Here is a 20,697-nt window from a genome sequence, read left to right as displayed (position 1 = left end):
TCTCTATATCAGTAAAGGAGAGCGAACAGCTTGCGGCGATAGGCGACCGTCAATGGATGATCCGCACCCAAGGCATCGAAGACGCGGAGCAGTGTTTTGCGAGCGGCATCGTCATCATAGCTGCGGTCTGATTTCATCAATGCCAGCAAGCCATCGAGACCGGCCTCGTAGTCGCCATCGGCGACTTGACGCAAGGCACGTTTGAAACGGGCCTCGCTGTCGTCACGGCTCTTCAAGGCGGTCAATTCCTCGTGGCTTGGGGCTTCCTCTCCGAACTCCAGGCGTGCCCGTACGCCACGTGCTTTGGGTGCATCGCGGTGCTCAGGAGGAAGGTTGTCGAGAATGGTACGAGCATCGCTGGCATTGCCTTCAGCGAGTACTGCATTGGCCAAATCGACCTGATAGTCGTAGTGTTGGGGGTTGTCCTGCACCAACTGCTGATAAATCGATCGTGCCGTAGTCGCGTCACCAGCTTCCAGTGCCGCTTGGGCCTGTTCCTCCGGGCTCTCCGGAACGTTGGCCGGTGGCTGGATGTATTGTGACAGCCATTCACGGATCTGCTTCTCGGGAAGTGCCCCTTGGAACTGGTCAAAAAGCTGCCCCTGCATGATCAGCTTGACGTCGGGTACTGAGCGGATACCTAGCTGAGCGGCGATTTGCTGGTGTTCCTCGATATTAAGCTTGGCCAGCACAAAGGCGCCGTTGTACTCGCGTGCCAACTTCTCCAGCACTGGCATCAGATTCTTGCAGGGCTCGCACCAGGGAGCCCAACAGTCGAGCAGGACCGGCGTATTCATCGACCCCTCCAGCACGACCTGCTGGAAGTTGCTCGTGTCGATATCGACAATGTAATTGCTCGGATCGATATCCGAAGGGTTAGAGGAGTCGGTATCGGGTGTGGCCAACGGCTCGCCACTGCGTGGATCGACGATCTGCATAGGATAACCTTGAAGAATGACGGAATTTGTCTTCTGAGATGTGGGTAGTAAGGCCCCGATTCAAGCCCTGCATGAGAATGTCAGGGATGGAGGCATGAATGGCTTCGCCTGACGACAGCACAAGAAGATCGGACGGACGGGGGCGGCGGGGCATGAGGCGAATGCTACGTGGAGCCAACCTGGTCATGCTGGGGGTAGCATTGCTGCTGATGGGACCTCTGCTGATGCTGACAAGCCCGCGAATCGACCTCGAAAGCCGCTGGTATAGTGCCGAGCGTACTTCGGCGGGATTGGCACCGCTAGCTCAAGAAGCCAGCGAAGCCGTAGTGCAGGTTTATGCGGCAAGGGCTTTCAATTGGCGTGGTGCCTTCGGAGTGCATACCTGGATCGCCATCAAGGCGGAAGCGGCACCAGCATATCGCACCTACCAGGTACTCAGTTGGCGCCGACCGACGATCGTTACCCTTGACGATGAACCTGATCGCTCTTGGTATGGTAACTCGCCCACGTTGCTGGCTGACTACCGGGGAAAGCGTGCCGTTGCCATGATTCCTCAAATCGAAGCTGCTGTGGCCGCATATCCTGAGCCGAACCGTTATCGGGTCTGGCCAGGACCCAACAGCAATACTTTCGTTGCCTGGGTGGTACGCCGGGTGCCAGAGCTTGATGTAGCGCTACCCAATACCGCGATTGGCAAGGATTATCTGTTCGGTGAGGTATTTGTCCCCACCCCTAGCGGCAGTGGCTATCAACTGGCTTTGGGAGGCTTGGTTGGTGTGCTGGTCGCCGCCGAGGAAGGTCTGGAAGTCAACGTGCTGGGACTGAGTCTCGGGATCGATCTGATGCGGCCAGCGCTCAAGCTGCCCGGGATCGGCCGGATCGGTATGCCGGTTCCCATCAAGGGAAAGGAGGAGTGACGAAAAAAGCCAGCATCTCAGGTGCTGACTTTCTCTATATTTGGTAGCGGGGACCGGATTTGAACCGATGACCTTCGGGTTATGAGCCCGACGAGCTACCAGACTGCTCCACCCCGCATCAACGAGAGTGCATTCTACGCTTTTCTTGCGATGCGTCAAGGGTTGGTTCAACGCTCGTACCCTCATCGCTAAAGCAGCCATACTATGTCTTGGGTGGCAGTTGCCTGCCGCTCACCAACTCGAGACTGGACGTGGCGATCAATACTCGTCAGTCGAATAAGTGTCATGAATCAGGGAGATAAGAAATGGCCAATACAGCACCCGTAGCATGGGTAACCGGCGGGACCGGCGGCATCGGCACAGCGATCTGCCGGGCGCTGGCCAAGGAGGGGTATCAGGTGGTGGCCGGGTACAATAATCCCGACAAAGCCAAGTCCTGGTTGGAACAGCAGCGCGCCGATGGCTACGACAACATCGCATTATCCGGTATCGACCTGACCGATTATGCCGCTTGCGAGGCGGGCGTCCGTGAGGTTCGCGACACCTATGGGCCGATCAGTGTGCTGGTCAACTGTGCCGGCATCACGCGGGATGGCACTCTCAAGAAGATGACACCCGAGCAATGGGGGGAGGTAATCGACACTAACTTGAACAGTGTCTTCAATACCTGTCGCAGCGTGATCGAAGACATGTTGGAGGCGGGTTATGGACGCATCGTCAACATCTCGTCGATCAATGGTCGCAAGGGCCAGTTCGGCCAGGTCAACTATGCTGCCGCCAAGGCCGGTATGCACGGCTTGACCATGTCCTTGGCACAGGAGACGGCAACCAAGGGCATTACCGTCAATACTCTGTCGCCAGGGTACATCGCTACCGACATGATCATGAAGATTCCGGAAAAGGTGCGCGAGGCAATTCGAGAGGCGATTCCGGTCAAGCGCTATGGCACACCGGAAGAGATCGCTCGGGCCGTCGTCTTCCTGGCGGACAAGGAATCCGGTTTCATTACCGGTGCCAATTTGGATATCAACGGTGGCCAATTCATGGGCTGATTGACCTGAACATTCCAGCTCAGTAGTAGGTATGACGGACGCGAGGCTTAGGCCTCGCGTCTTGAGTTTTGGGGGGATATCAAGAGGGAGGCTCCCCGAGCAGTTTGAATAATAGCGCATCCAGTTCGCCGGCCTCTCTCGACCACAGCGACTTGCTGACCGGGCCGATGGATAGGATCTCGCGCAGCACGCCATGCAGTTCCTCGGCCTTAGTCAGCTCGCGTCCCAGGCCATTGTTCAGGCGCTCGACCTGAATCACCAGACGCAAAGGGTCATCTTGAGGCGCAACCCGGCCCCCTGCCAGTAAGGCCAGGTGTACCCGCTGCCGTATCAGAGCTTCTTCGACTTCGGTTTCATCAGGAGGATGACGACGTGAAGCATTGCGGCGTTGGTGGGCTTGGATCATGTCACCGTCCAGTGTGTCGTCAGCTGGGACATCGACGGCTGCTTGTTGTCCAGTCAGTACGGCTTCATCGGCAGCCAAATGAGCCTTGAGTAGCGGCTGAAAGGCTTGCCAGCGTCCAACTTCTTCATGGATAGCCAAACGTTCCAATTGCTCGCGACGGGCTCGCACGATACCCGACCAGCGGCGTCGCATGCCTTCACTGCGACGTCCGGGTGGCAATGGTTCCAAGGCATCGGCCTCGGCGATGGCCTGGTCGAGCAATGTGTTGTCTTGGCTAGTATTGGGTTGCCAAGAGTCGAGGCGATCGATCAAGGCTTGCATGTCGTCGAGTCGAGACTTGATACGCTGGGCACGGCTGTCACGCTCGGCTTCGCGATTGGCGAATATGGAGTCGCAGATGCCCCGGAATTCTCGCCACAAGGCCTGCTCTTCTCCTTTGGGGGCACGTCCGAGTTCACGCCAGCGTTTCTGTAGCGTCTTGGCTTGTTCTGCCCGTTGGCTAGCGGACTGGGAAGAGGTTTGCAACTCCTTGGCTTGCGCGATCAACTCGCGCTTGGCGCTAGCGATTTCTTGCGCACGGCGGTCGATCAACGCTTGCAGTCCGTGACGGATTCGTCCAAAGCGTCGACCGATGGTTTCTGCCTGATCGCGCGGCACCGGGGAGTGGCGTCGCCACTGTTCGCGTGCTCGGTCGCGAATATCACGCAGGGCGTCCGGGTCTGCGGAGGGATCGGGCTGCTCGAGCAGTGCTTCGAGCTGTTCGCACAAAGCTTGGCGAGCTGCGAGATTTTGGTCGCGTTGCTGGTTTTGGGCTTCGCGCCAAGGAGCCAGCCGTTCATGGATGCGATCGGAGGCGGCTCTGAAATTCTGGGACAGCTCACGGTCGGCGGCTGCATCGCCGAGTTCCTTCCACTCCTTGACCAGTTGCCGATGGCGACGATCAAGCTCGGTATCAGTGAGACGATCATCGGCCGCCAATTCGGCGATGGCCTGACACAGTTGATTGCGCTTGGGTGCTGCAACGAAACCTCGCCAGTCACGCAGTTCGGCGAGTTGCGCACCGAGCCGCTTGAGCCGTCCCTCCAGAGAGCGCAGGCGATTGTCGGGTAATTGTTCTGCACGTTGGCGCAGGCGTTGGTGCAGACGACTAGCACCTTTGAAGGCGCCTCGTTGCAGCAGACGCTCGAGTTCTTGCAGGTCATGCTCGAAAGCCTGCAGTTGCTGGCCGTAATCGGGAGCGATGGCATTGCTATCCTGATGCAGCCAGCGTTGGGCACGTTCGAGCAGTTCCGTGGGTGGCAGCCAATCAGGCCAGTCACATTCCTTGAGCAGCGTTTCGAGACGTTCTCGATCATCGTTGCTCAAAGCTTCTTTCAAGGCTGCTGTCCGTTCTCCCAAGCGCTCCCAAACCATGGCGATACGCTCGTACTCATCGAGAGCGTCATCGTAACGTTGGCGCAGCGTGTTGTCGGGAGAGTGGGTGTCGGAGAGTAACTGCCAACGGCTGGCCAGAAGGCGCTTCTGAGAGCGTAGACTATCGATGTCCTGAGTTCCCAAGCGCTCGCCCAGGCGTAGTCCTTGCAGTGACTCTTCGAATGCTTCGACCAGCGACTGGCGGGTTTGGGCGGTATCCTCCCGCTGACGGTCGGCAGCTTCATGAGCGTGCTGCTGTGCCTCGTGGTCGGTAATCGTCTTGCGGCACAAGAGGCAGGCATTCTGATAGCGGCGTTCCTGCTCGGCGCTGGGCAAGTCCTTGAGAGCTTCCCACTCTCGCTGCAAGTGCCGATAGCGCCCCGCGTACAGAGGCTCCCAGGCGTGTTGGCCATGTTGTTCGAGCGCCTGCAGGATACGTTCGCGTGCTGCGTGGGCTTCAGCCACTTGAGCGGCATCGGCTCGAAGTTGGTTGAGTCGTTCTCGAGCGATGCGTGCGACATGCTTGTCACGCTTGGCATAGCGTGTCAGATGGATGATGCCTTCCTCGCTCTGGACTCGCTCAGCGGCCGCATGGCGAACTGCTGCAATGCTATTCTCACAGGCCTGCTGGATCAGTGACTTCTCGTCTGTCAGATTCTTCAGGGCGGCCAGGCGCAGTTGCTGGTTATCACCCTGCATGGTAATGGCAGCCAGCAACCGGGCGTCTTTGATACGTTCGATCAGATCCAGGCGATCATTCAAAGTAATACCCCCTTCCCGCCCCACCAACAGGTCGAGGAGGCGTAGGCGCAGTTGAGGGGTATCGGAACCCTTCGACAGCCGCTCAATCAGCAACGATGGATCGTGCAGTTTCGCCAGGGCTGTCAGGCGAACTTCGGCATCGTCGTCGTCAATGAGCCGTTCGAGGGTGTGCCGATCCTCTTCCCGTGTAGGATCGAGCCTGGCGATGGCCTGCACCCGAGTTTGGGCATCTGGGTGCTGCCAGCGGGGGACGAATAAACGACGAATCCAACCTGACATGAACGATCCTGACATGGTGGTGCGCATCCTGGGCTGTACTGGCGAAACAAGATTGTGCCTTGGAGCAGCCGGCACTAGCGCCATAAATGGTTAGGACAACGGACAGACTGCTATCTAAGCACGCGACGCAGAGGTCGAAAAGTCCGGAGAATACGGTTTGTTGCTTTCTGGAGACACTGACAGAGGGGCGAGCTGGCCTTATGATCAGTTGCAGGAGCGAGGCGTGTCGCTTAGTTTTACCCTCATCACCTGACGTGGAGTCCGGCAATGAGTCTGAATGTGGACAGGGCGAGCATGGCATTTTCCTTCAAGGGGGGCATGCTGCCCATGACGGTCATGGAGCTGACTAGTGCGGATCCCGAGCGGATCCGCGAGCAGCTGGCCGGCAAATTGAGCCAGTCGCCTGCCTTTTTCCAGCATACACCCGTCGTGCTCAGCGTGGAAAAGCTCGATGAGCCACACTTGGCGTTGGAACGAATTTGTGCGGTATGCCGTGCGCACAAGCTGCTACCGGTGGCGGTGCGCGGCGGTACGGATCCGGTCAAGCAGTCGGCCTGGGCATTGGGACTTGGTTGGTTCCCACCACAGGAAATCAAGCCGCGTAATCTGGAAAGCGTCGCCGAGGCTGCCCCCGAGGCTCCCATAGATGATGCAGATACGTCTGCTGGAGCGGCCAGTGGAGGACGTATCTATCGCGGTACGGTGCGTTCGGGACAGCAAATCAGTGCCCCCGACGGTGATCTGGTGGTCATCGGGGCAGTCAATGCCGGTGCCGAGGTGCTGGCGGCAGGTAGTGTGCATGTCTATGGCGCCTTACGTGGCCGGGCTTTGGCTGGCATTCATGGCGATCATGAAGCAGGCATCTTCTGCCGCGAACTACGCGCCGAGTTGCTCTCGGTGGCCGGCAACTACAAGCGTCTGGAGGACATCGACCCGCGTCTGTTGGGGCATTCTGTCCAAGTGCAATTAAGTGACGACCAGTTGAGCATTGCTCCACTCGCTTGAGGGCCGGATCGCGTATGGCATTCAGCAGTCAGAAACCTCTCCCATTAGCAACAGGAAGCTTATCTTGGCCAAGATCATTGTAGTGACCTCCGGCAAGGGCGGGGTCGGCAAGACGACTAGCGCAGCAGCTATCGCCACCGGGCTAGCGCTGCGAGGCAAGAAAACGGTGGTAATCGATTTCGATGTGGGCTTGCGTAACCTGGACCTGATCATGGGTTGCGAGCGACGTGTGGTCTATGACCTGGTCAACGTGATTCAGGGCGAGGCTGGCTTGAACCAAGCCTTGATCCGTGACAAGCGGGTCGACAACCTGCACATTCTGCCTGCCTCCCAGACGCGCGATAAGGATGCACTAACCAGTGATGGTGTCGAGAAGATTCTGGATACCTTGACCAAGGACTTCGATTACATCATCTGCGATTCGCCGGCTGGTATCGAGCGTGGGGCGCAGTTGGCCATGTATTTCGCCGACGCGGCGGTGGTGGTCACCAATCCCGAGGTGTCATCGGTACGCGATTCAGATCGCATTCTCGGCCTGTTGGCGTCGAAGACCCGACGTGCCGAACGTAACCAGGATGCCGTCAAGGAACACCTATTGATCACCCGCTACAATCCGTCACGGGTCGATGATGGCGACATGCTGAATCTCGATGATATCCAAGAGATTCTGGCCATCGACCTATTGGGGTTGATTCCGGAATCCGAGGCCGTTCTGCGCGCATCCAACCAGGGGATCCCGGTGACTCATGATGCCAAGAGTGACGCCGGTCAGGCCTACACCGATACGGTGTCACGCCTGTTAGGAGAAGACGTGCCGTTGCGTTTTCATGAGTTTCAGAAGAAAGGTTTGCTAAGCCGCATGTTCGGAGGAGGTCGCCGTTGAAACTGCTGGATTTTCTCAGGGGCGAGCGCAAGAAGACAGCGTCGGTGGCCAAGGAACGGCTACAGATCATCGTTGCGCACCAGCGAAGCCAGCGCGATCAGCCGGATTACATGCCGATGCTGGAGCGTGAGCTGCTGGAAGTGATTCGCCGTTACGTCAAGGTGGAGCAAGATGCCATCAACATCAGTCTCGATCGTGATGACGATTGCTCGGTACTCGAACTGAACGTGACGCTACCACGTACCTGAAGGCGGTCTCCGCTCGGTCGATGTGGCTGAGCGAGGCCGGGGACTATGCTAGGCTGAGCCCTCTTGGCATCCCCGCCTGCTGGAGAGATCGTTTATGGCGCAGCCCCTTGCCACTCCCCGTAGTTTTCTGTGGCACGACTATGAAACTTTCGGTGCCGACCCGCGTCGTGACCGCCCCTCGCAATTCGCCGCTATTCGCACCGATGCCGACTTCCGCGAGATCGGTGAGCCGGTCACCCTATATTGTCGCCCTGCCGACGATTACCTGCCGCACCCACAGGCATGCCTGATCACCGGCATCACGCCACAACAAGCCCAACGTCGTGGGTTGCCCGAGAGTGAATTCGCTGGTCATATCAATGTGTTGATGAGTGAGCCAGGTACCTGTGTTTTGGGGTACAACAGCCTGCGTTTCGATGATGAAGTCAGCCGTCATCTCTTTTACCGCAATTTTCTCGACCCCTATGCCCGAGAATGGCAAAACGGCAACTCACGCTGGGACCTGATCGATGCGGTGAGGGCTTTCCAGGCATTGCGTCCAGAGGGAATCGAATGGCCACGCCGTGATGATGGGGCCCCCAGCTTCAAGCTCGAGCATCTTACTGGTGCCAATGGCATTGAACATGTCGGTGCCCATGATGCTTTGGCCGACGTGCGTGCGACCATTGCGCTAGCGCGCCTACTGAAGGCTCGCAATGTCAAACTGTTCGACTACCTGCTGCGGCTGCGCAGCAAGCGTGAGGTAGCCAAGCTGCTGGATGTTCCCTCACGCAAGCCGGTGCTACACATTTCGCGTCGCTATCCCGCCAGTCGTGGCTGTGCTGCATTGGTAGTACCGTTGGCTGAACATCCCACCAACCCCAACGGGGTCATTGTCTACGACCTTTCGGTGGACCCAGCGCCGTTGCTCTCTTTGACCGATGAGGCTATTCGCGAGCGTGTATTCGTTGGTGCAGAGGAACTCGCTGAAGGCGAAGCACGCATCCCTCTCAAGGTGATCCATGTCAACAAGAGCCCGGTGGTATTGCCGATCGCGGCCGTCAGCGATGAAGTGGCCAAGCGGGTCGGCTTGGATCGTGAACTGTGCGAACGGCACTGGCAGGCACTATGTGCAAATGCCGAGGCTGGGCGCAAGGCAACTGCCGTGTTCGCCGCGGCGTCGACAGAAGGGCCTCATGACCCTGACCTGATGCTCTACTCGGGTGGCTTTTTCTCGCCGGCCGACCGTCAGGAGATGCAACGTGTGCGCGATACCGACCCATGGCAGCTTGGCGAGACATCGTTCGCTTTTCAGGATCCTCGTCTGGAGGAGATGCTGTTCCGCTACCGCGCACGTAGTTATCCAGACACCCTGAGCGCGGAGGAGCAGGTTCAGTGGGAAGCTTACCGCTGGGCACGAATGAACGATACCCACCTTGGAAGCTTGACCCTTCAAGGGTTTGCCCGTGAAATTGAACGTCTGAATCAGGTTGCATTATCTGACCGGGACCGTCAGATCCTCGAGGAACTGGTGATGCACGTGGAGGCGATCATGCCGGTCCAAGCCTTTGGCTGATGGTTGATCGCCCACACGTCTCCAGCTCTTGTCTGTTTCAACTACCGCCTTTGGGTAGAGGAGGCAGCTCCGCAGTTAGAGCCAGCACATCGCTGGGTGAATCGCCAGGGTCAAAGGTAATATTGAGCGCTGCGTCCTTGCGCAGTGTCGTCCAGCTCTCACGCAGTGCCTCCGGTGAAACCTTCATGACCTGCTCGGCCAGTCGTTCGCGCCGATTGAATTCGGTATCGCCATAAGCCAAGGCTCGCCATAACCGGTCGGTCATGCTGCCAAGCGATGTATCACGCTGCAGGAGCTGGTCACGTACTGCCTCGCGGTGGGGCGCCAGTTCTTCATCACTGATTCCTGCCAGGGTCTCACTAAAATCTTCCAGGAAGGTGTCGATATGTGCCTGAATCTCTTCACTTGGCGTCTCCGGTGACTGTACCAACAATGCCAGGCCCGGCGCATCGAGCAGCGGTGTATAGCTGGCATTGACGATATAGCCGAGCTGCTGCTCAGTGCGTAGTTGTGTATAAAAAGGTGTACTGATCAACTGTCCCAGTAGAGCAAGCCGTGCTTGGCTATCCAGCGAGCGGTTGGCTCCTTGCAAGTAGCGAAGTACCAATGATTCTTGACGGGTAGTCTCGGGATGCAAGGCCGGAAGACCATTCGTTACCTGCAGGGGTTCGAGGTCTGGGATCTGATCACTTGCCAGATGAGGTTGTAGAGCCTCGGCGACCAGGCGGGCTTCGCGCTCGGCAAGCTCGGTATCCAGATTCCCCACTGCCATCGCCTCGAGCCGTAACTCGTTGAGGAAGCCTCGACGGAACTCGCGCAGGTCTTCGACATCGAGCTCCTTTACGGCCTCGAGTAGTGCGGATGTTGGCCATTGTGGCCGGATCAAGGCTTCGCCCAAGGTGCGGTTGGCCTGCCGGTAGAGAGATGCCTGAGGCGCGTTGCGCCATTCTCGTTCTAGGCCGTAGCGTACACGGGCAACGCTGTCAGCGGTAATCTCTCCTTCAATCAACTGGGATAGCACCTGTCGTATCACCAGCTCCTGACGGTCACGCCATCCAGAGAACGACAAGGTGATGCCGCGGGAATGGGCATAGGGTTCGAAGTGCTGGCCGGCTAGGCGGGCCATGTATAACTCTTCGTTCAGGCTGTCACCAAGCCATCCAGCGAGCAGGCGCGACAGGGCAGCATCACGGGCGTTGGTGGCGGCATTGGGGTATTGCAGGCTGAAGCGCCACTCTACCTTGGGGGTGTTGAAGCTGGCATCGGCCTGATGCCAAAGGGCAAAGCCTTCCTCGTTAACCAGTCGCTGTGGTATTTCATCTTGCTGCTCAAGCAGTGTCAGATTTTCAGCAATGAAGGGGTTCGGGTCGGGAAGAGCAAGGCCAGCCAAAGGCTCGGCAGTTGCCCAGTCTCTCGGTTGCTGCACACGGTAGGGAGCATGAAACCAGGGAGATATCTCATCACCTTCGACCTCTGGGCCGCTGTAGAGACGCAGCAAGTTGCCAGGACGCAGAGCATTCAGGTAGTTCTGTATCTGTTCACGTTGAAAGCCGTCCATGCGGTAGGGGGCATAATTGACATCTTCCAGCGGGAAAAGGGCCATGTTCATGGCCAGACGTGTAGCGCTATGCATGGGTGAGCCATGCTGTTGGAAACGAAACTCTTGCTTGGCGAGGCTGGCTTGCTCGTCGTAGCGCCATTCTTCCAGGCCGTTCTCGCGAATGAGAGAAATGGCCTCGAAGAGGCTGGCCTGGATGCGTGGCAACTGTTCTGTCCCGGCTGGCGTCAAGCTGATATCGATCGAGAATAATGCTTCATTTCCATCGCCTCGAGTGACGCCAGCGGAGAGTGCGTCGGCCAAGCCGGCTTTGCGCAATACCGATAAGAGGCTGCCCTTGCCCTCGTGGCCGAGCAAGTTGGCGAGATATTCGGCTGGCTTGTGACGATAGTGGTTGATGGGGTCGGTAACCGGGAAAAGAAAGCGTACCTGACGACTGTCACGTATCGATTGCACTTCGACCGCCATGGGCAGATTTTTTTCTTTCACCAGAGGCGCTTCTACCTCGGGGCGTGACAGATTGCGGTCTGCGATATCAGCGAAGCGCTTGCGAACCAGGGCCTCGAGTTCGTTCAAGGACTGGGGAGCAACGATTGCCAGATGCATGACATTGGCATCGTAATGGTGCTCATAGAAGTCGATCACCCGCTGACGCAAGCTGGGCTTGCCTTCTTCGCGGTTGGCCAGCGTCTCGCGACTGCCCACTGAGAAACCGGTGGTGGGGTTGTCGGAATTCAGTACCTGATTGAGAGCGTCATTGGTGCGACGGCCGTCGTCACGGAGTCGGGCCTGGTACTCTGAATGCACGATGCTGCGTTCGCTTTCCAACTGATCGGCATTGAATCGAGGAGCAATGAAAAAACGGCTGAAGCGATCCAATGCGCCGGGTAGGGCCTCGGGTTCGATATCGAAGAAGTAATTGGTGTCCTGAGATGCCGTAAAGGCATTGTGATTGCCTCCGTGGCGGCTGATATAGCTTTGGTAGGCATCGGCCTCAGGATATTTGTCAGTGCCGAGGAACAGCATGTGTTCGACGAAATGTGCCAAGCCTGCAAGGTCGCTGGGGTCGTAGGCGCTGCCTACGCCCACGTTCATCGAAGCGGCGGCCATATCGGCTTCCGGATCGCTGACCAGTAGAACGGAAAGTCCGTTATCGAGTGTCAGGATGCGATAGTCGCGGTTATCGTGAGGACTGACATGCGGCGTTTCCACCTGGGCGGTGCTTTCTCGATCATCGCGATCATCGGCAAATGACGGTGTGGCAAGTAGAGGCGTCAGGCTCAGCGCCAAGCTCCCCACAAGGGCAGCAAGGGTAGTCGAAAAGAAGAGCGGAGTTCGCATCATGTCTCCTGTGCGGTATTCCAGCGAAGCATGGGGCCGGTGGGATGGCCGCAAGCCCAATCCTGGTTCGAGGGATCGTTCACTCGTCTTGATACCGGAAATGCGCCCAACAGTTCCAAGGGTGGTGGCACGAGCAGTCGGCGGACGTCGTCCAGCGATGTCGTCGGATCGAGCCAGGCTGTGGCTGAGGCCCGGTCGATGATGGCTGGGATACGGTCGGTCAGTGGGGCCAGCAGAGCATTGGCATTCACGGTAATCAGGGCAGTGGAGTCGTTATGGGCGGTAAGGGTAGTGTGATAGCGGCACCACAGCCCGGCCAGTAGCAGGGGGCCACGGTCAGTGTGTGTGACCAGAAAAGGTTGCTTGAAACGTGGCTGAGGCTTCCAGACATAGATACCGCTGACCGGGATCAGGCAGCGGCGGGCATGGAAGGCTTCCTGAAACATGGGACGCGATGCAAGATTTTCGGCTCTGGCACAATGGGGGGCATGATCGAGTACCTTGAGCCAAGGTGGGGTCAAGCCCCAGAATGCGGTGGCAAGGCGAGGATGTCCTCGCTCCTGACGGATGACCGACAGGGGGCGGCGTGGCGCCTGGTTGGCACCGGTGAGCAGCGGTGTTTCACCGATCAGATCGGGTAACAGGCGAGAAAGCTCGATAGGCGCGATATGCAAGCGGCCTGCCATAGCGGCTCCTGGCGAAAGGGGTCTCAGGGTACCCAAGTCGCCTTCATGTGGAAAGCCCGATTGCGTCGCAAGTTACGCCTTGGGCTTGCGTTTATGCTAGGGGTCGATATGCTGGTCGGAAACAGTGTTCGATCTGTGTCGCTATCAATGAGAGGAAGCCGATGGCACGTCCCAGACAGCATGCGCCGGAGGCGCTGCATGCCCAAGTCATGGCGGCATGTGACGCCTGGCTGCAGGAAAACCCTGCGCACACGCTGTCGCTGAGGGCTCTGGCAAGGGAGGTCGGCTGTGCGCCGAGTACCTTGCTGAAGCTCTATGGCAGCTTCGGCAATCTACTGCAGCACGTCAATATCGAGACGCTCGCGCGGTTGCGTGGTTCGGTCGAGGGGCTGGCGGACACGCCCCCCGAGCCGCGGCTCAAATCGTTGGCGACTGCTTACTGGCAGTTCGCCCAGCGTGATCCATATCGTTGGCAGTTATTGTTCGATTATCCCTTGGCACAGGAAGGCGAGCTCGACCAGCGCCAGAATGACATGATCGAGGCCCTATTCGTGCGTGTCGAGGCGACGCTCAAGGAGTATCAGCCAGCGTTGAATGATCTGGATGCACGGCGCATGGCGCGTACTCTATGGGGTAGCGTTCATGGTCTGGTGCAGTTGGGACTCAATGAGCGCCTAGGCTACTGGCAAGGCCAGCAGTTGGAGGTAGGCGAGTTGCTCGATCAATTATTGTCGACCATTCTTGCCGGGCTCAAGTATGACCCGAGGATTACGTGAGTTCGCGCTTTCTCGTGCAGCGCCGTTTCGCCCCTCTCTTCTGGACCCAGGCACTGGGCGCCTTCAATGACAACTTCCTGCGCATGACCCTCTTGCTGCTGGTCTGGGGAGCGCTGCCACCTCGGGACTGGCGCCCCGGTCCGGTTCTTACACTATCTGTGGCAGGTACCATTCTCGCCTATCTGACGCTCTCTTCGTGGGGCGGGATGCTTGGCGATCGTCTCGACAAACAGCGCCTGATTCGCCGTTTGAAGCTGCTGGAACTGGCGATCATGCTTGGCACGGTGGTAGCGGTGTGGTTCGAGAGCGTTGCCCTGCTACTTGTGTTTGTCCTGCTACTGGCGGGGCGGTCTGCGCTTTTGGGCCCAGTGAGGTATGCCATTCTCCCACAGCATCTTGCCCCTACCGAGCTGGTGCGTGGCAACGCTTGGATCGGCTTGGGAACCTTCGTTGCCTTGCTGACTGGAGCGCTATTGGCCGCGGTAATGGCAACACTGCCCGAGCCTTGGTCCAGGCTGACGGCGATGCTGGTGCTGGTCAGTGTGGCACTTCTGGGGTTGGCAACGAGCTTTGCCATCCCACCTGCGCCAGCGTGTGCCAAAATCCCCGTGGGCTGGCGCCCTTGGCGTAGTAGTTCCGAGATATTACGGCAGGCGGCGCAGGGGCGGCACCTTTTCCCCGCCATGTTGGGCGTCGCATCCTTCTGGTTCCTTGTGACTTGCATGTTGACGCTGCTACCGGCCTGGGTGCGTGATAATTTCGGTGGCAACGAAGCGGCCCTTAATCTATTGCTAGCAGCTTTTGCCTTGGGAGTGGGGGTTGGCGCGCTACTATGTGCGCATTTCTCGGCGGGACGGCTGGAAACGGGGCTGGTGTCTCTGGGAGGGATGCTGCTCGGCATTGCCAGCCTGTATCTTGCCAGCCTGACACCCATGGCGGTGAACATGGATGGCATGGCTTTTCTGATGGGCTCTGACCGCTTCTGGCAGATGTTTGTCGGTTTCACCCTGGTGGGCATTGGGGGCGGGCTCTACAGCGTGCCATTATATACCCTGGTTCAACTGATCAGCCGTGAGGAACAGCGGTCTCGGATGCTGGGAGCTGTCAACATGCTCAGCGCTTTGGCGGTAATCCTGGCTGTGGGATATGGCAGCGTGATGCTGGTCTGGCTGGGCACTGGGTTGCGCGGGATCGTTGCCGGGTTGGGCGTCATGGGGTTGTTCGTGGGCGCTGGGTTACTGCTGCGCCGACCGCGTCCGGTATTGCGTCTGCTGATCTTTGCCCTGATACACGTCATCTACCGGCTGCGTTTCCATGGCCGTCAGCATATACCCGTGCGCGGCCCGGCGCTGGTGGTCTGCAATCACGTTAGTTTCATGGATGCTTTGGTCCTGGGGGGCGCCAGTCCCCGGCCTCTGCGCTTCCTGATGGATCAGCCTATCTACGAATCGCCCTGGCTCAATTGGTGGTTTCGCATCGTCGGTGCGATTCCGGTCGATTCAGACCGCCGCGATCCTGGCAATGTTCGCCGAGCCTTGAACGAAGTCAGTCATGCCCTGCGTGAGGGCGAGGTGGTGATGCTGTTTCCCGAGGGGCGGCTGACGCCGGATGGTGAGATCCAAGGCTTTCGCCGCGGGCTGGAAATGATCCTGTCACGCGACCCGGTACCAGTGGTGCCAGCGGGGTTGGCAGGGTTGTGGGGGTCTTGGACTTCCCACTATGGAGGACGAGCTCTGACCAAACCACCTCGACGATTTCGGGCTCGCGTTGCACTTTCCTTCGGCGAACCATTGTCGTCACGGGAAGCGCGATCCCCTCTGCTCGAGAAACGGGTACGCGATCTCAAGGCAGAAGCCGATGCCTGGGCCGAAGCCCGGAACAAGTCCCCATTGGCTCAATCCTGAAAAGTCTTGGCCGCAAGTCGCTCAGCTCCGGCGTGTCGAGCGCCGAGTATGCTGCCAGCAACGAGCCGAGGTAATCAATTTATCCTTGACCTGAAGGATCTCCATGCGAACGGGGCCAACCTGAAGGCAGGTCGGGCCATCGGGGAAGGACTCGAGATGCTCGAGGATCAGGCCATTCAGCGTCTTGGGGCCATCCGTGGGGAGTTGCCAGTCCAGCGACTTGTTGATCTCGCGAATGTTGGCGGTACCTTCGATCACATAGCTGCCGTCGTCCTGGAGGTGGATCTCCTGGTGCATGCCAGCGACATCAGTGGTGAACTCGCCGACGATCTCTTCCAGGATATCTTCCAGTGTTACCAGTCCTTCCACGTCACCATATTCATCGACAACGATGCCGATACGCCGCTTTTGCCGCTGGAAGTTCAGCAACTGGGTGTGCAAGGGAGTGGACTCGGGGATGAAATAGGGCTCGCGTGCTTCCTGGACGATGGCTGCTTTCGTCACTTCCGGTTTGGAAAGGAAGCGCGCAGCGTTACGTAGATGGAGCATGCCGATGATGTTGTTGATATCTCCTTTGTAGATCGGTATCCGAGTGTGCTGGCTAGTGCGAATCTGGGTCAGGATACTGTCCAGATCGTCTTCGAGGTCGATGCCGACGACTTCGTGACGCGGCACCATGATGTCATTCACGGTAACGTTCTCGAGATCCAGGATGGATAGCAGCATGGCCTGGTGGCGATGGGGGATCAGCGTACCGGCCTCATGGACGACAGTGCGCAACTCGTCACGAGTCAGGTTGTCGGTGCCGCCATCGATGTTCTTCACGCCGACCAGTCGCAGCAGGCCATTGGAGAGAGCGCCGACCAGCCATACCAGTGGATAGAGCAGCTTGAGCAGTGGCTCCAGCGCCACGGAGGCCGGGTAGGCGATGCGCTCGGGCTTGATCGCGGCATAGGTCTTGGGACTGACCTCGGCAAAGATGAGAAGCACGATGGTCAGGATCAGCGGAGCTATCGCCGGGCCGGTCACCTCACCGAAGAAATGGATGGCCAGTACGGTGGCGATGGCCGCTGCTAGATTATTGACCAGGTTATTGCCGATCAATATGACGCCGATTAGTCGGTCCGGTCTGGCCAATAGGCGCATAACTCGCTTTGCAGAGCGCTCACCGCTGTTTGCCTGATGGCTCAGGCGGTAGCGGTTGATCGACATCATGCCGGTCTCGGAACTGGAGAAGAAGGCAGACAGGCAAATAAGTAGAAGCAGCAGGCCGAACAGCAGTCCCAATGGGAAGTCGTCGCTCAAGATCGATGGATCCTCAATCGCGTATCAGGCTCGTTTGTAGGGATTCCCCGAGAGACTGTCAAGGCGCACTCCGTTGAAGAAGGGTCAGGTCGACTGAAAGACGACTTCCAATGCGAACTTGCTGCCGAAGTAGGCCAACAGCAACAGAATACTACCACCTAATGTCCAGCGTACCGCACGCAGACCTCGCCAGCCCAGCCAATGGTGGCCTGCCAGCAGCACCGAGAATATCACCCATGCCCCTAGTGACAGTATGGTCTTGTGAGCCAAATGCTGAGCGAAGAGGTTGTCGAGAAATAGAAACCCGCTGACGATAGCGGCAGTGAGTAATATCATGCCAGCCCAGATCAGCTCGAACAGTACCCGTTCCATAGTGGTCAGTGGCGGCAAGGCCTGGACGATGCCGCGAGTATGGTGGTGACGCAATGCCTGGTTCTGCACGGCCAGAAGTACTGCCTGCACGGTGGCGATGGCGAACAGTGAGAAAGCCAAGGCTGAGCTGACGATGTGAAAAGCGATACCCGGTGTCAGGTCAGTATCATGGGTTGGGCTGGGTAGCCCCACCGCAAGCAGCAACGTGACGGCGGCCAGTGGAAACAGCCCGACAGAGGCGTTGAGCACTGGCTTGATCAAGCTGACTGCCAATAACAGGGCGGCGATCACGGCACTGGCCAATACGGCACTGGACGACAATCCTAGGGTCAGCTCGCCGGTGTCGCGAATGAGGGCGGTGATCGTTAGCGTGTGGCAGACCAGTGCCAGCAGCCCCACGCCGCGTACCAGGAGTGGGCGTTGTGGAACGCGGCGAGACAGTGCCAGTCCCTGCCAAGAGGCCGCGCCGAGATAGAAGATGGTGGCTAATAGGGCGAAGGGGAGCGCCTGCATTCGTGATGTCCGTGCACCGTCGACAACGGCGAAATGCCAATGGGAAACCTAATCGAAGACGACCACTATACCGAATCCCCCGGATCGCGCCCAGTCACTACTATGGAGACGACAGGTGCATGGTGCATGGAGACTCGCGCCGCTAAGGCGTATAATTGCCGGTCACAGCCAAGGCATCACTGCCGGAGAGGCCCATGTTCGAGAGTTTGACAGAACGTCTATCGCAGACGCTGAAGTCCATTAGCGGTCAGGCCAAACTGACCGAAGACAATATCAAGGATACCTTGCGTGAGGTGCGCCGGGCGCTGCTGGAGGCCGATGTGGCCCTGCCGGTGGTCAAGGCGTTCATCGAGCGTGTCCGCGAGCGTGCCGTGGGGCAGGAGGTATCGAGGAGCCTGTCGCCAGGCCAGCAGTTCGTCAAGATCGTCCAGCAGGAACTCGAGGCGATCATGGGCGAGCCGAACGAGGGCCTGAGTCTCAAGGGAGCACCGGCGGTGGTCCTGATGGCGGGCCTGCAGGGCGCAGGTAAGACTACCTCGGTGGCTAAATTGGCGCGCTATTTGAAAGAGCGCGAGAAGAAGAAGGTGCTGGTGGTGTCTGCCGATGTGTATCGTCCGGCAGCTATCGACCAGCTCGAGACGCTGGCCAAGGAGGTGGATGTCGACTTCTTCCCATCGACCAGTTCCCAGCAACCGGTGGCCATTGCCCAAGCGGCGCTCAAGCATGCCAGGATCCAGTTCCACGATGTGGTGATCGTCGACACCGCCGGTCGTTTGCATGTCGATGCCGACATGATGGATGAGATCCGAGCCCTGCATCGTGCCATCGAGCCTCACGAGACCCTGTTCGTGGTTGATGCCATGACCGGTCAGGATGCAGCCAATACCGCCAAGGCATTCCATGAGGCGCTGCCGTTGACCGGCGTGGTGCTGACCAAGGCCGATGGCGATGCCCGTGGTGGTGCTGCCCTGTCGGTGCGCCATATTACCGGCAAGCCGATCAAGTTCATGGGGGTGGGTGAGAAGGTCGATGCTTTGGAGCCCTTCCACCCCGACCGGGTAGCGTCGCGCATTCTGGGCATGGGCGATGTGCTGTCGCTGATCGAGGAAGCCGAGCGCACCGTCGATAAGGGCAAGGCCGAGAAACTGGCCAAGAAGGTCAAGAAGGGCGAAGGGTTCGACCTCGAGGATTTCCGCGACCAGCTTCAACAGCTCAAGAAGATGGGCGGCATGGGGGGGCTGATGAGCAAGCTGCCCGGCATGGGGCAGATGGCCGAGTTGGCACAGGGCCCGGGTCCCGAGAAGGAGCTGGGTAAGCTAGAGGCACTGATCAACTCGATGACCCCCAAGGAACGTCGCAAGCCTGAAATCATCAATGGCTCACGCAAGCGGCGCATCGCTGCAGGGGCCGGCCTTCAGGTGCCTGACCTCAATCGTTTGCTCAAGCAGCACAAGCAGATGCAGAAGATGATGAAGAAGGCAGGCAAGAAAGGCGGCATGCAGAAGATGATGCGGGGCATGTCCGGCATGATGGGAGGCGGAGGCCCAGGTGGTGGTATGGGAGGGCCTGGTGGCATGGGTGGTCCGGGAGGTGGTTTCCCCTGGCGCTGAGGTCTTGCTCCAGAATGAGTCGGTACGGTTGAGACTGTCTTTGACAGTGGCAAGCGTGCCGTGACGAATTTTCGGCAAGCAAAAGGTTCCCAAGTGGCGTCGATTTCCGTAGAATGCTGCGTCTTCGTGGCAGGACCGCGCGCCACGTCGTGACAACCGGCCGCTCGGCGATATTCCGTATTGCATCGTCGAGGCCTGGCTTTCCTAGGAAAGCCCACAGTTGAGGGGCACGGTAACATGGCCGGGCCCGGCAATATTCAGTAACTTCAACCGAAGGACAGTTAACGCAATGGTTACCATTCGTCTGGCACGTGGTGGCGCCAAGAAGCGTCCCTTCTACCACCTGACGGTGAGCGACTCGCGCAAATCTCGCGACGGCCGCTTCATCGAGCGGGTCGGATTCTTCAACCCGGTCGCCCGTGGTCAGGAAGAGCGCCTGCGTATCGATCTGGATCGTGTCGCTCATTGGCAGGATCACGGGGCCCAAGTGTCCGACCGTGTCGCCGAGTTGATCAAGGAAGCCCGCAAGCAGGCCTGAGCCTGACTGCGGCGCTGGCCTGACCACAAGGCGAGGCGTGAACGACCATGTCCAACGATGTATCGACAGTGGTAGGGCACGCCAATGGCGGCAGTGACGACCAGCACGTGGTGCTGGGTAAGCTGACCAGTCCTTATGGTGTCAAGGGGTGGTTGTGGGTGTATTCGTACACCAGCCCTATTGATGGCATTCTCGATTACCCCGAATGGGTGCTGAGGTATGCCGGCCGCATCGAGACTTGGCAAATCAGGCAAGGACGGCGTCATGGCAAAGGCCTGGTGGTCAGTCTTGATGGCGTGACGTCCCGCGATCAGGCTGAAAAACTGGTGGGAGCTGAGGTGCTACTGCCTAAACAGGCATTACCCGAGCTTGCGCCTGGCGACTACTACTGGCATCAGTTGGAAGGTTTGCAGGTGGTGACCGTGCAGGGCATCGTCCTGGGACATGTGAACTATCTGTTCGAGACTGGAGCCAATGACGTCATGGTCGTGGTAGCAGACGCCGAATCCATCGACGATCGAGAACGACTGCTGCCCTTTCTACCCGATCAAGTGGTGCTCAATGTGGACTTGGACGCCGGCATCATGATGGTGGATTGGGATCCTGAGTTTTGAACGAGATCTGACAGGGCACTTC

17 protein-coding genes and 1 tRNA gene are annotated in these 20,697 nt (G+C 58.5%); 11 read left to right on the top strand and 7 right to left on the bottom strand.

All coding sequences use genetic code 11. The features are described from left to right. Window positions 1-8: 8 nt before the first annotated feature. On the bottom strand, window positions 9-938 hold the full coding sequence (locus tag L861_RS15480; RefSeq protein ID WP_016417416.1) for a thioredoxin family protein: 930 nt from the start codon (window positions 936-938) through the stop codon (window positions 9-11). A gap of 152 nt (window positions 939-1,090) precedes the next feature. Between L861_RS15480 and L861_RS15475 the strand changes: the two genes are divergently transcribed. Further along, entirely contained in the window at window positions 1,091-1,855 is a 765-nt protein-coding gene (locus L861_RS15475; RefSeq protein ID WP_027948125.1) for a DUF3750 domain-containing protein, read from the top strand. Window positions 1,856-1,896: 41 nt separating this feature from the next. Here the strand turns inward: L861_RS15475 and L861_RS15470 are convergent. Next, window positions 1,897-1,973, bottom strand: a tRNA-Met gene (locus L861_RS15470). 187 nt (window positions 1,974-2,160) lie between these two features. Between L861_RS15470 and phbB the strand changes: the two genes are divergently transcribed. Further along, window positions 2,161-2,907, top strand: coding sequence for an acetoacetyl-CoA reductase (phbB, locus tag L861_RS15465; protein WP_016417414.1), 747 nt, complete (start codon window positions 2,161-2,163; stop codon window positions 2,905-2,907). A gap of 79 nt (window positions 2,908-2,986) precedes the next feature. On the opposite strand, the gene L861_RS15460 is transcribed toward phbB, so the two are convergent. Further along, the gene (locus L861_RS15460) at window positions 2,987-5,767 is read right to left on the bottom strand and encodes a DUF349 domain-containing protein (protein WP_016417413.1); all 2,781 of its coding nucleotides are present in this window, start codon (window positions 5,765-5,767) and stop codon (window positions 2,987-2,989) included. Window positions 5,768-6,034: 267 nt separating this feature from the next. Here L861_RS15460 and minC point away from each other — a divergent pair, with 267 nt between their 5' ends. From minC to sbcB, 4 genes are all read left to right on the top strand, one after another. Continuing rightward, window positions 6,035-6,772, top strand: coding sequence for a septum site-determining protein MinC (minC, locus tag L861_RS15455; RefSeq protein ID WP_016417412.1), 738 nt, complete (start codon window positions 6,035-6,037; stop codon window positions 6,770-6,772). Between the two features lie 64 nt (window positions 6,773-6,836). Further along, window positions 6,837-7,655, top strand: a complete 819-nt coding sequence (gene minD / locus L861_RS15450; RefSeq protein ID WP_016417411.1) for a septum site-determining protein MinD — start codon at window positions 6,837-6,839, stop codon at window positions 7,653-7,655. Further along, on the top strand, window positions 7,652-7,903 hold the full coding sequence (gene minE, locus L861_RS15445) for a cell division topological specificity factor MinE (protein WP_016417410.1): 252 nt from the start codon (window positions 7,652-7,654) through the stop codon (window positions 7,901-7,903). Before minD ends, minE begins: the two co-directional genes overlap by 4 nt. A 94-nt stretch (window positions 7,904-7,997) precedes the next feature. Continuing rightward, entirely contained in the window at window positions 7,998-9,458 is a 1,461-nt protein-coding gene (sbcB, locus tag L861_RS15440) for an exodeoxyribonuclease I (protein WP_016417409.1), read from the top strand. Window positions 9,459-9,495: 37 nt separating this feature from the next. On the opposite strand, the gene L861_RS15435 is transcribed toward sbcB, so the two are convergent. Together L861_RS15435 and L861_RS15430 are read right to left on the bottom strand one after the other, a co-directional pair. Beyond that, window positions 9,496-12,360, bottom strand: coding sequence for an insulinase family protein (locus L861_RS15435; protein ID WP_027948124.1), 2,865 nt, complete (start codon window positions 12,358-12,360; stop codon window positions 9,496-9,498). Then, on the bottom strand, window positions 12,357-13,043 hold the full coding sequence (locus L861_RS15430; RefSeq protein WP_016417407.1) for an SOS response-associated peptidase: 687 nt from the start codon (window positions 13,041-13,043) through the stop codon (window positions 12,357-12,359). Before L861_RS15430 ends, L861_RS15435 begins: the two co-directional genes overlap by 4 nt. Window positions 13,044-13,204: 161 nt before the next feature. Between L861_RS15430 and L861_RS15425 the strand changes: the two genes are divergently transcribed. Both L861_RS15425 and L861_RS15420 read left to right on the top strand, forming a co-directional pair. Then, window positions 13,205-13,819: a TetR/AcrR family transcriptional regulator gene (locus tag L861_RS15425; protein ID WP_016417406.1), complete on the top strand. Its 615-nt coding sequence runs from the start codon at window positions 13,205-13,207 to the stop codon at window positions 13,817-13,819. Beyond that, complete coding sequence (locus tag L861_RS15420) at window positions 13,816-15,723, top strand: MFS transporter (protein WP_016417405.1); 1,908 nt, start codon at window positions 13,816-13,818, stop codon at window positions 15,721-15,723. Before L861_RS15425 ends, L861_RS15420 begins: the two co-directional genes overlap by 4 nt. A 21-nt stretch (window positions 15,724-15,744) precedes the next feature. On the opposite strand, the gene L861_RS15415 is transcribed toward L861_RS15420, so the two are convergent. Then, window positions 15,745-17,028 (bottom strand): HlyC/CorC family transporter, encoded by a 1,284-nt coding sequence (locus L861_RS15415; RefSeq protein WP_016417404.1) that lies wholly within the window; start codon window positions 17,026-17,028, stop codon window positions 15,745-15,747. A gap of 84 nt (window positions 17,029-17,112) precedes the next feature. Further along, window positions 17,113-17,913: a cytochrome C assembly family protein gene (locus L861_RS15410; protein WP_016417403.1), complete on the bottom strand. Its 801-nt coding sequence runs from the start codon at window positions 17,911-17,913 to the stop codon at window positions 17,113-17,115. A 194-nt stretch (window positions 17,914-18,107) separates the two neighbouring features. Here L861_RS15410 and ffh point away from each other — a divergent pair, with 194 nt between their 5' ends. The 3 genes from ffh to rimM all read left to right on the top strand — a co-directional run bounded on the left by ffh (window position 18,108) and on the right by rimM (window position 20,675). Beyond that, the gene (gene ffh / locus L861_RS15405) at window positions 18,108-19,523 is read left to right on the top strand and encodes a signal recognition particle protein (protein ID WP_016417402.1); all 1,416 of its coding nucleotides are present in this window, start codon (window positions 18,108-18,110) and stop codon (window positions 19,521-19,523) included. Between the two features lie 289 nt (window positions 19,524-19,812). Beyond that, window positions 19,813-20,061: a 30S ribosomal protein S16 gene (rpsP, locus tag L861_RS15400; RefSeq protein WP_016417401.1), complete on the top strand. Its 249-nt coding sequence runs from the start codon at window positions 19,813-19,815 to the stop codon at window positions 20,059-20,061. 47 nt (window positions 20,062-20,108) lie between these two features. Continuing rightward, window positions 20,109-20,675, top strand: coding sequence for a ribosome maturation factor RimM (rimM, locus tag L861_RS15395; RefSeq protein ID WP_016417400.1), 567 nt, complete (start codon window positions 20,109-20,111; stop codon window positions 20,673-20,675). Window positions 20,676-20,697: the final 22 nt, after the last annotated feature.

Source organism: Litchfieldella anticariensis FP35 = DSM 16096, assembly GCF_000409775.1.
In the GTDB taxonomy this organism is placed as follows: domain Bacteria; phylum Pseudomonadota; class Gammaproteobacteria; order Pseudomonadales; family Halomonadaceae; genus Litchfieldella; species Litchfieldella anticariensis.
The sequence above is the reverse complement of the archived record's forward strand: the minus strand, read 5'-3'. Positions and strand labels throughout refer to the sequence as shown.

What these genes read in the sequence shown, in the direction of transcription:
- L861_RS15435 (WP_027948124.1), bottom strand. Translation starts at nt 12,360, where the DNA reads ATGATGCGAACTCCGCTCTTCTTTTCGACTACCCTTGCTGCCCTTGTG.
- minC (WP_016417412.1), top strand. Translation starts at nt 6,035, where the DNA reads ATGAGTCTGAATGTGGACAGGGCGAGCATGGCATTTTCCTTCAAGGGG.
- ffh (WP_016417402.1), top strand. Translation starts at nt 18,108, where the DNA reads ATGTTCGAGAGTTTGACAGAACGTCTATCGCAGACGCTGAAGTCCATT.
- sbcB (WP_016417409.1), top strand. Translation starts at nt 7,998, where the DNA reads ATGGCGCAGCCCCTTGCCACTCCCCGTAGTTTTCTGTGGCACGACTAT.
- L861_RS15410 (WP_016417403.1), bottom strand. Translation starts at nt 17,913, where the DNA reads ATGCAGGCGCTCCCCTTCGCCCTATTAGCCACCATCTTCTATCTCGGC.
- phbB (WP_016417414.1), top strand. Translation starts at nt 2,161, where the DNA reads ATGGCCAATACAGCACCCGTAGCATGGGTAACCGGCGGGACCGGCGGC.
- L861_RS15475 (WP_027948125.1), top strand. Translation starts at nt 1,091, where the DNA reads ATGAGGCGAATGCTACGTGGAGCCAACCTGGTCATGCTGGGGGTAGCA.
- rpsP (WP_016417401.1), top strand. Translation starts at nt 19,813, where the DNA reads ATGGTTACCATTCGTCTGGCACGTGGTGGCGCCAAGAAGCGTCCCTTC.
- L861_RS15425 (WP_016417406.1), top strand. Translation starts at nt 13,205, where the DNA reads ATGGCACGTCCCAGACAGCATGCGCCGGAGGCGCTGCATGCCCAAGTC.
- L861_RS15460 (WP_016417413.1), bottom strand. Translation starts at nt 5,767, where the DNA reads ATGTCAGGTTGGATTCGTCGTTTATTCGTCCCCCGCTGGCAGCACCCA.
- rimM (WP_016417400.1), top strand. Translation starts at nt 20,109, where the DNA reads ATGTCCAACGATGTATCGACAGTGGTAGGGCACGCCAATGGCGGCAGT.
- L861_RS15480 (WP_016417416.1), bottom strand. Translation starts at nt 938, where the DNA reads ATGCAGATCGTCGATCCACGCAGTGGCGAGCCGTTGGCCACACCCGAT.
- L861_RS15430 (WP_016417407.1), bottom strand. Translation starts at nt 13,043, where the DNA reads ATGGCAGGCCGCTTGCATATCGCGCCTATCGAGCTTTCTCGCCTGTTA.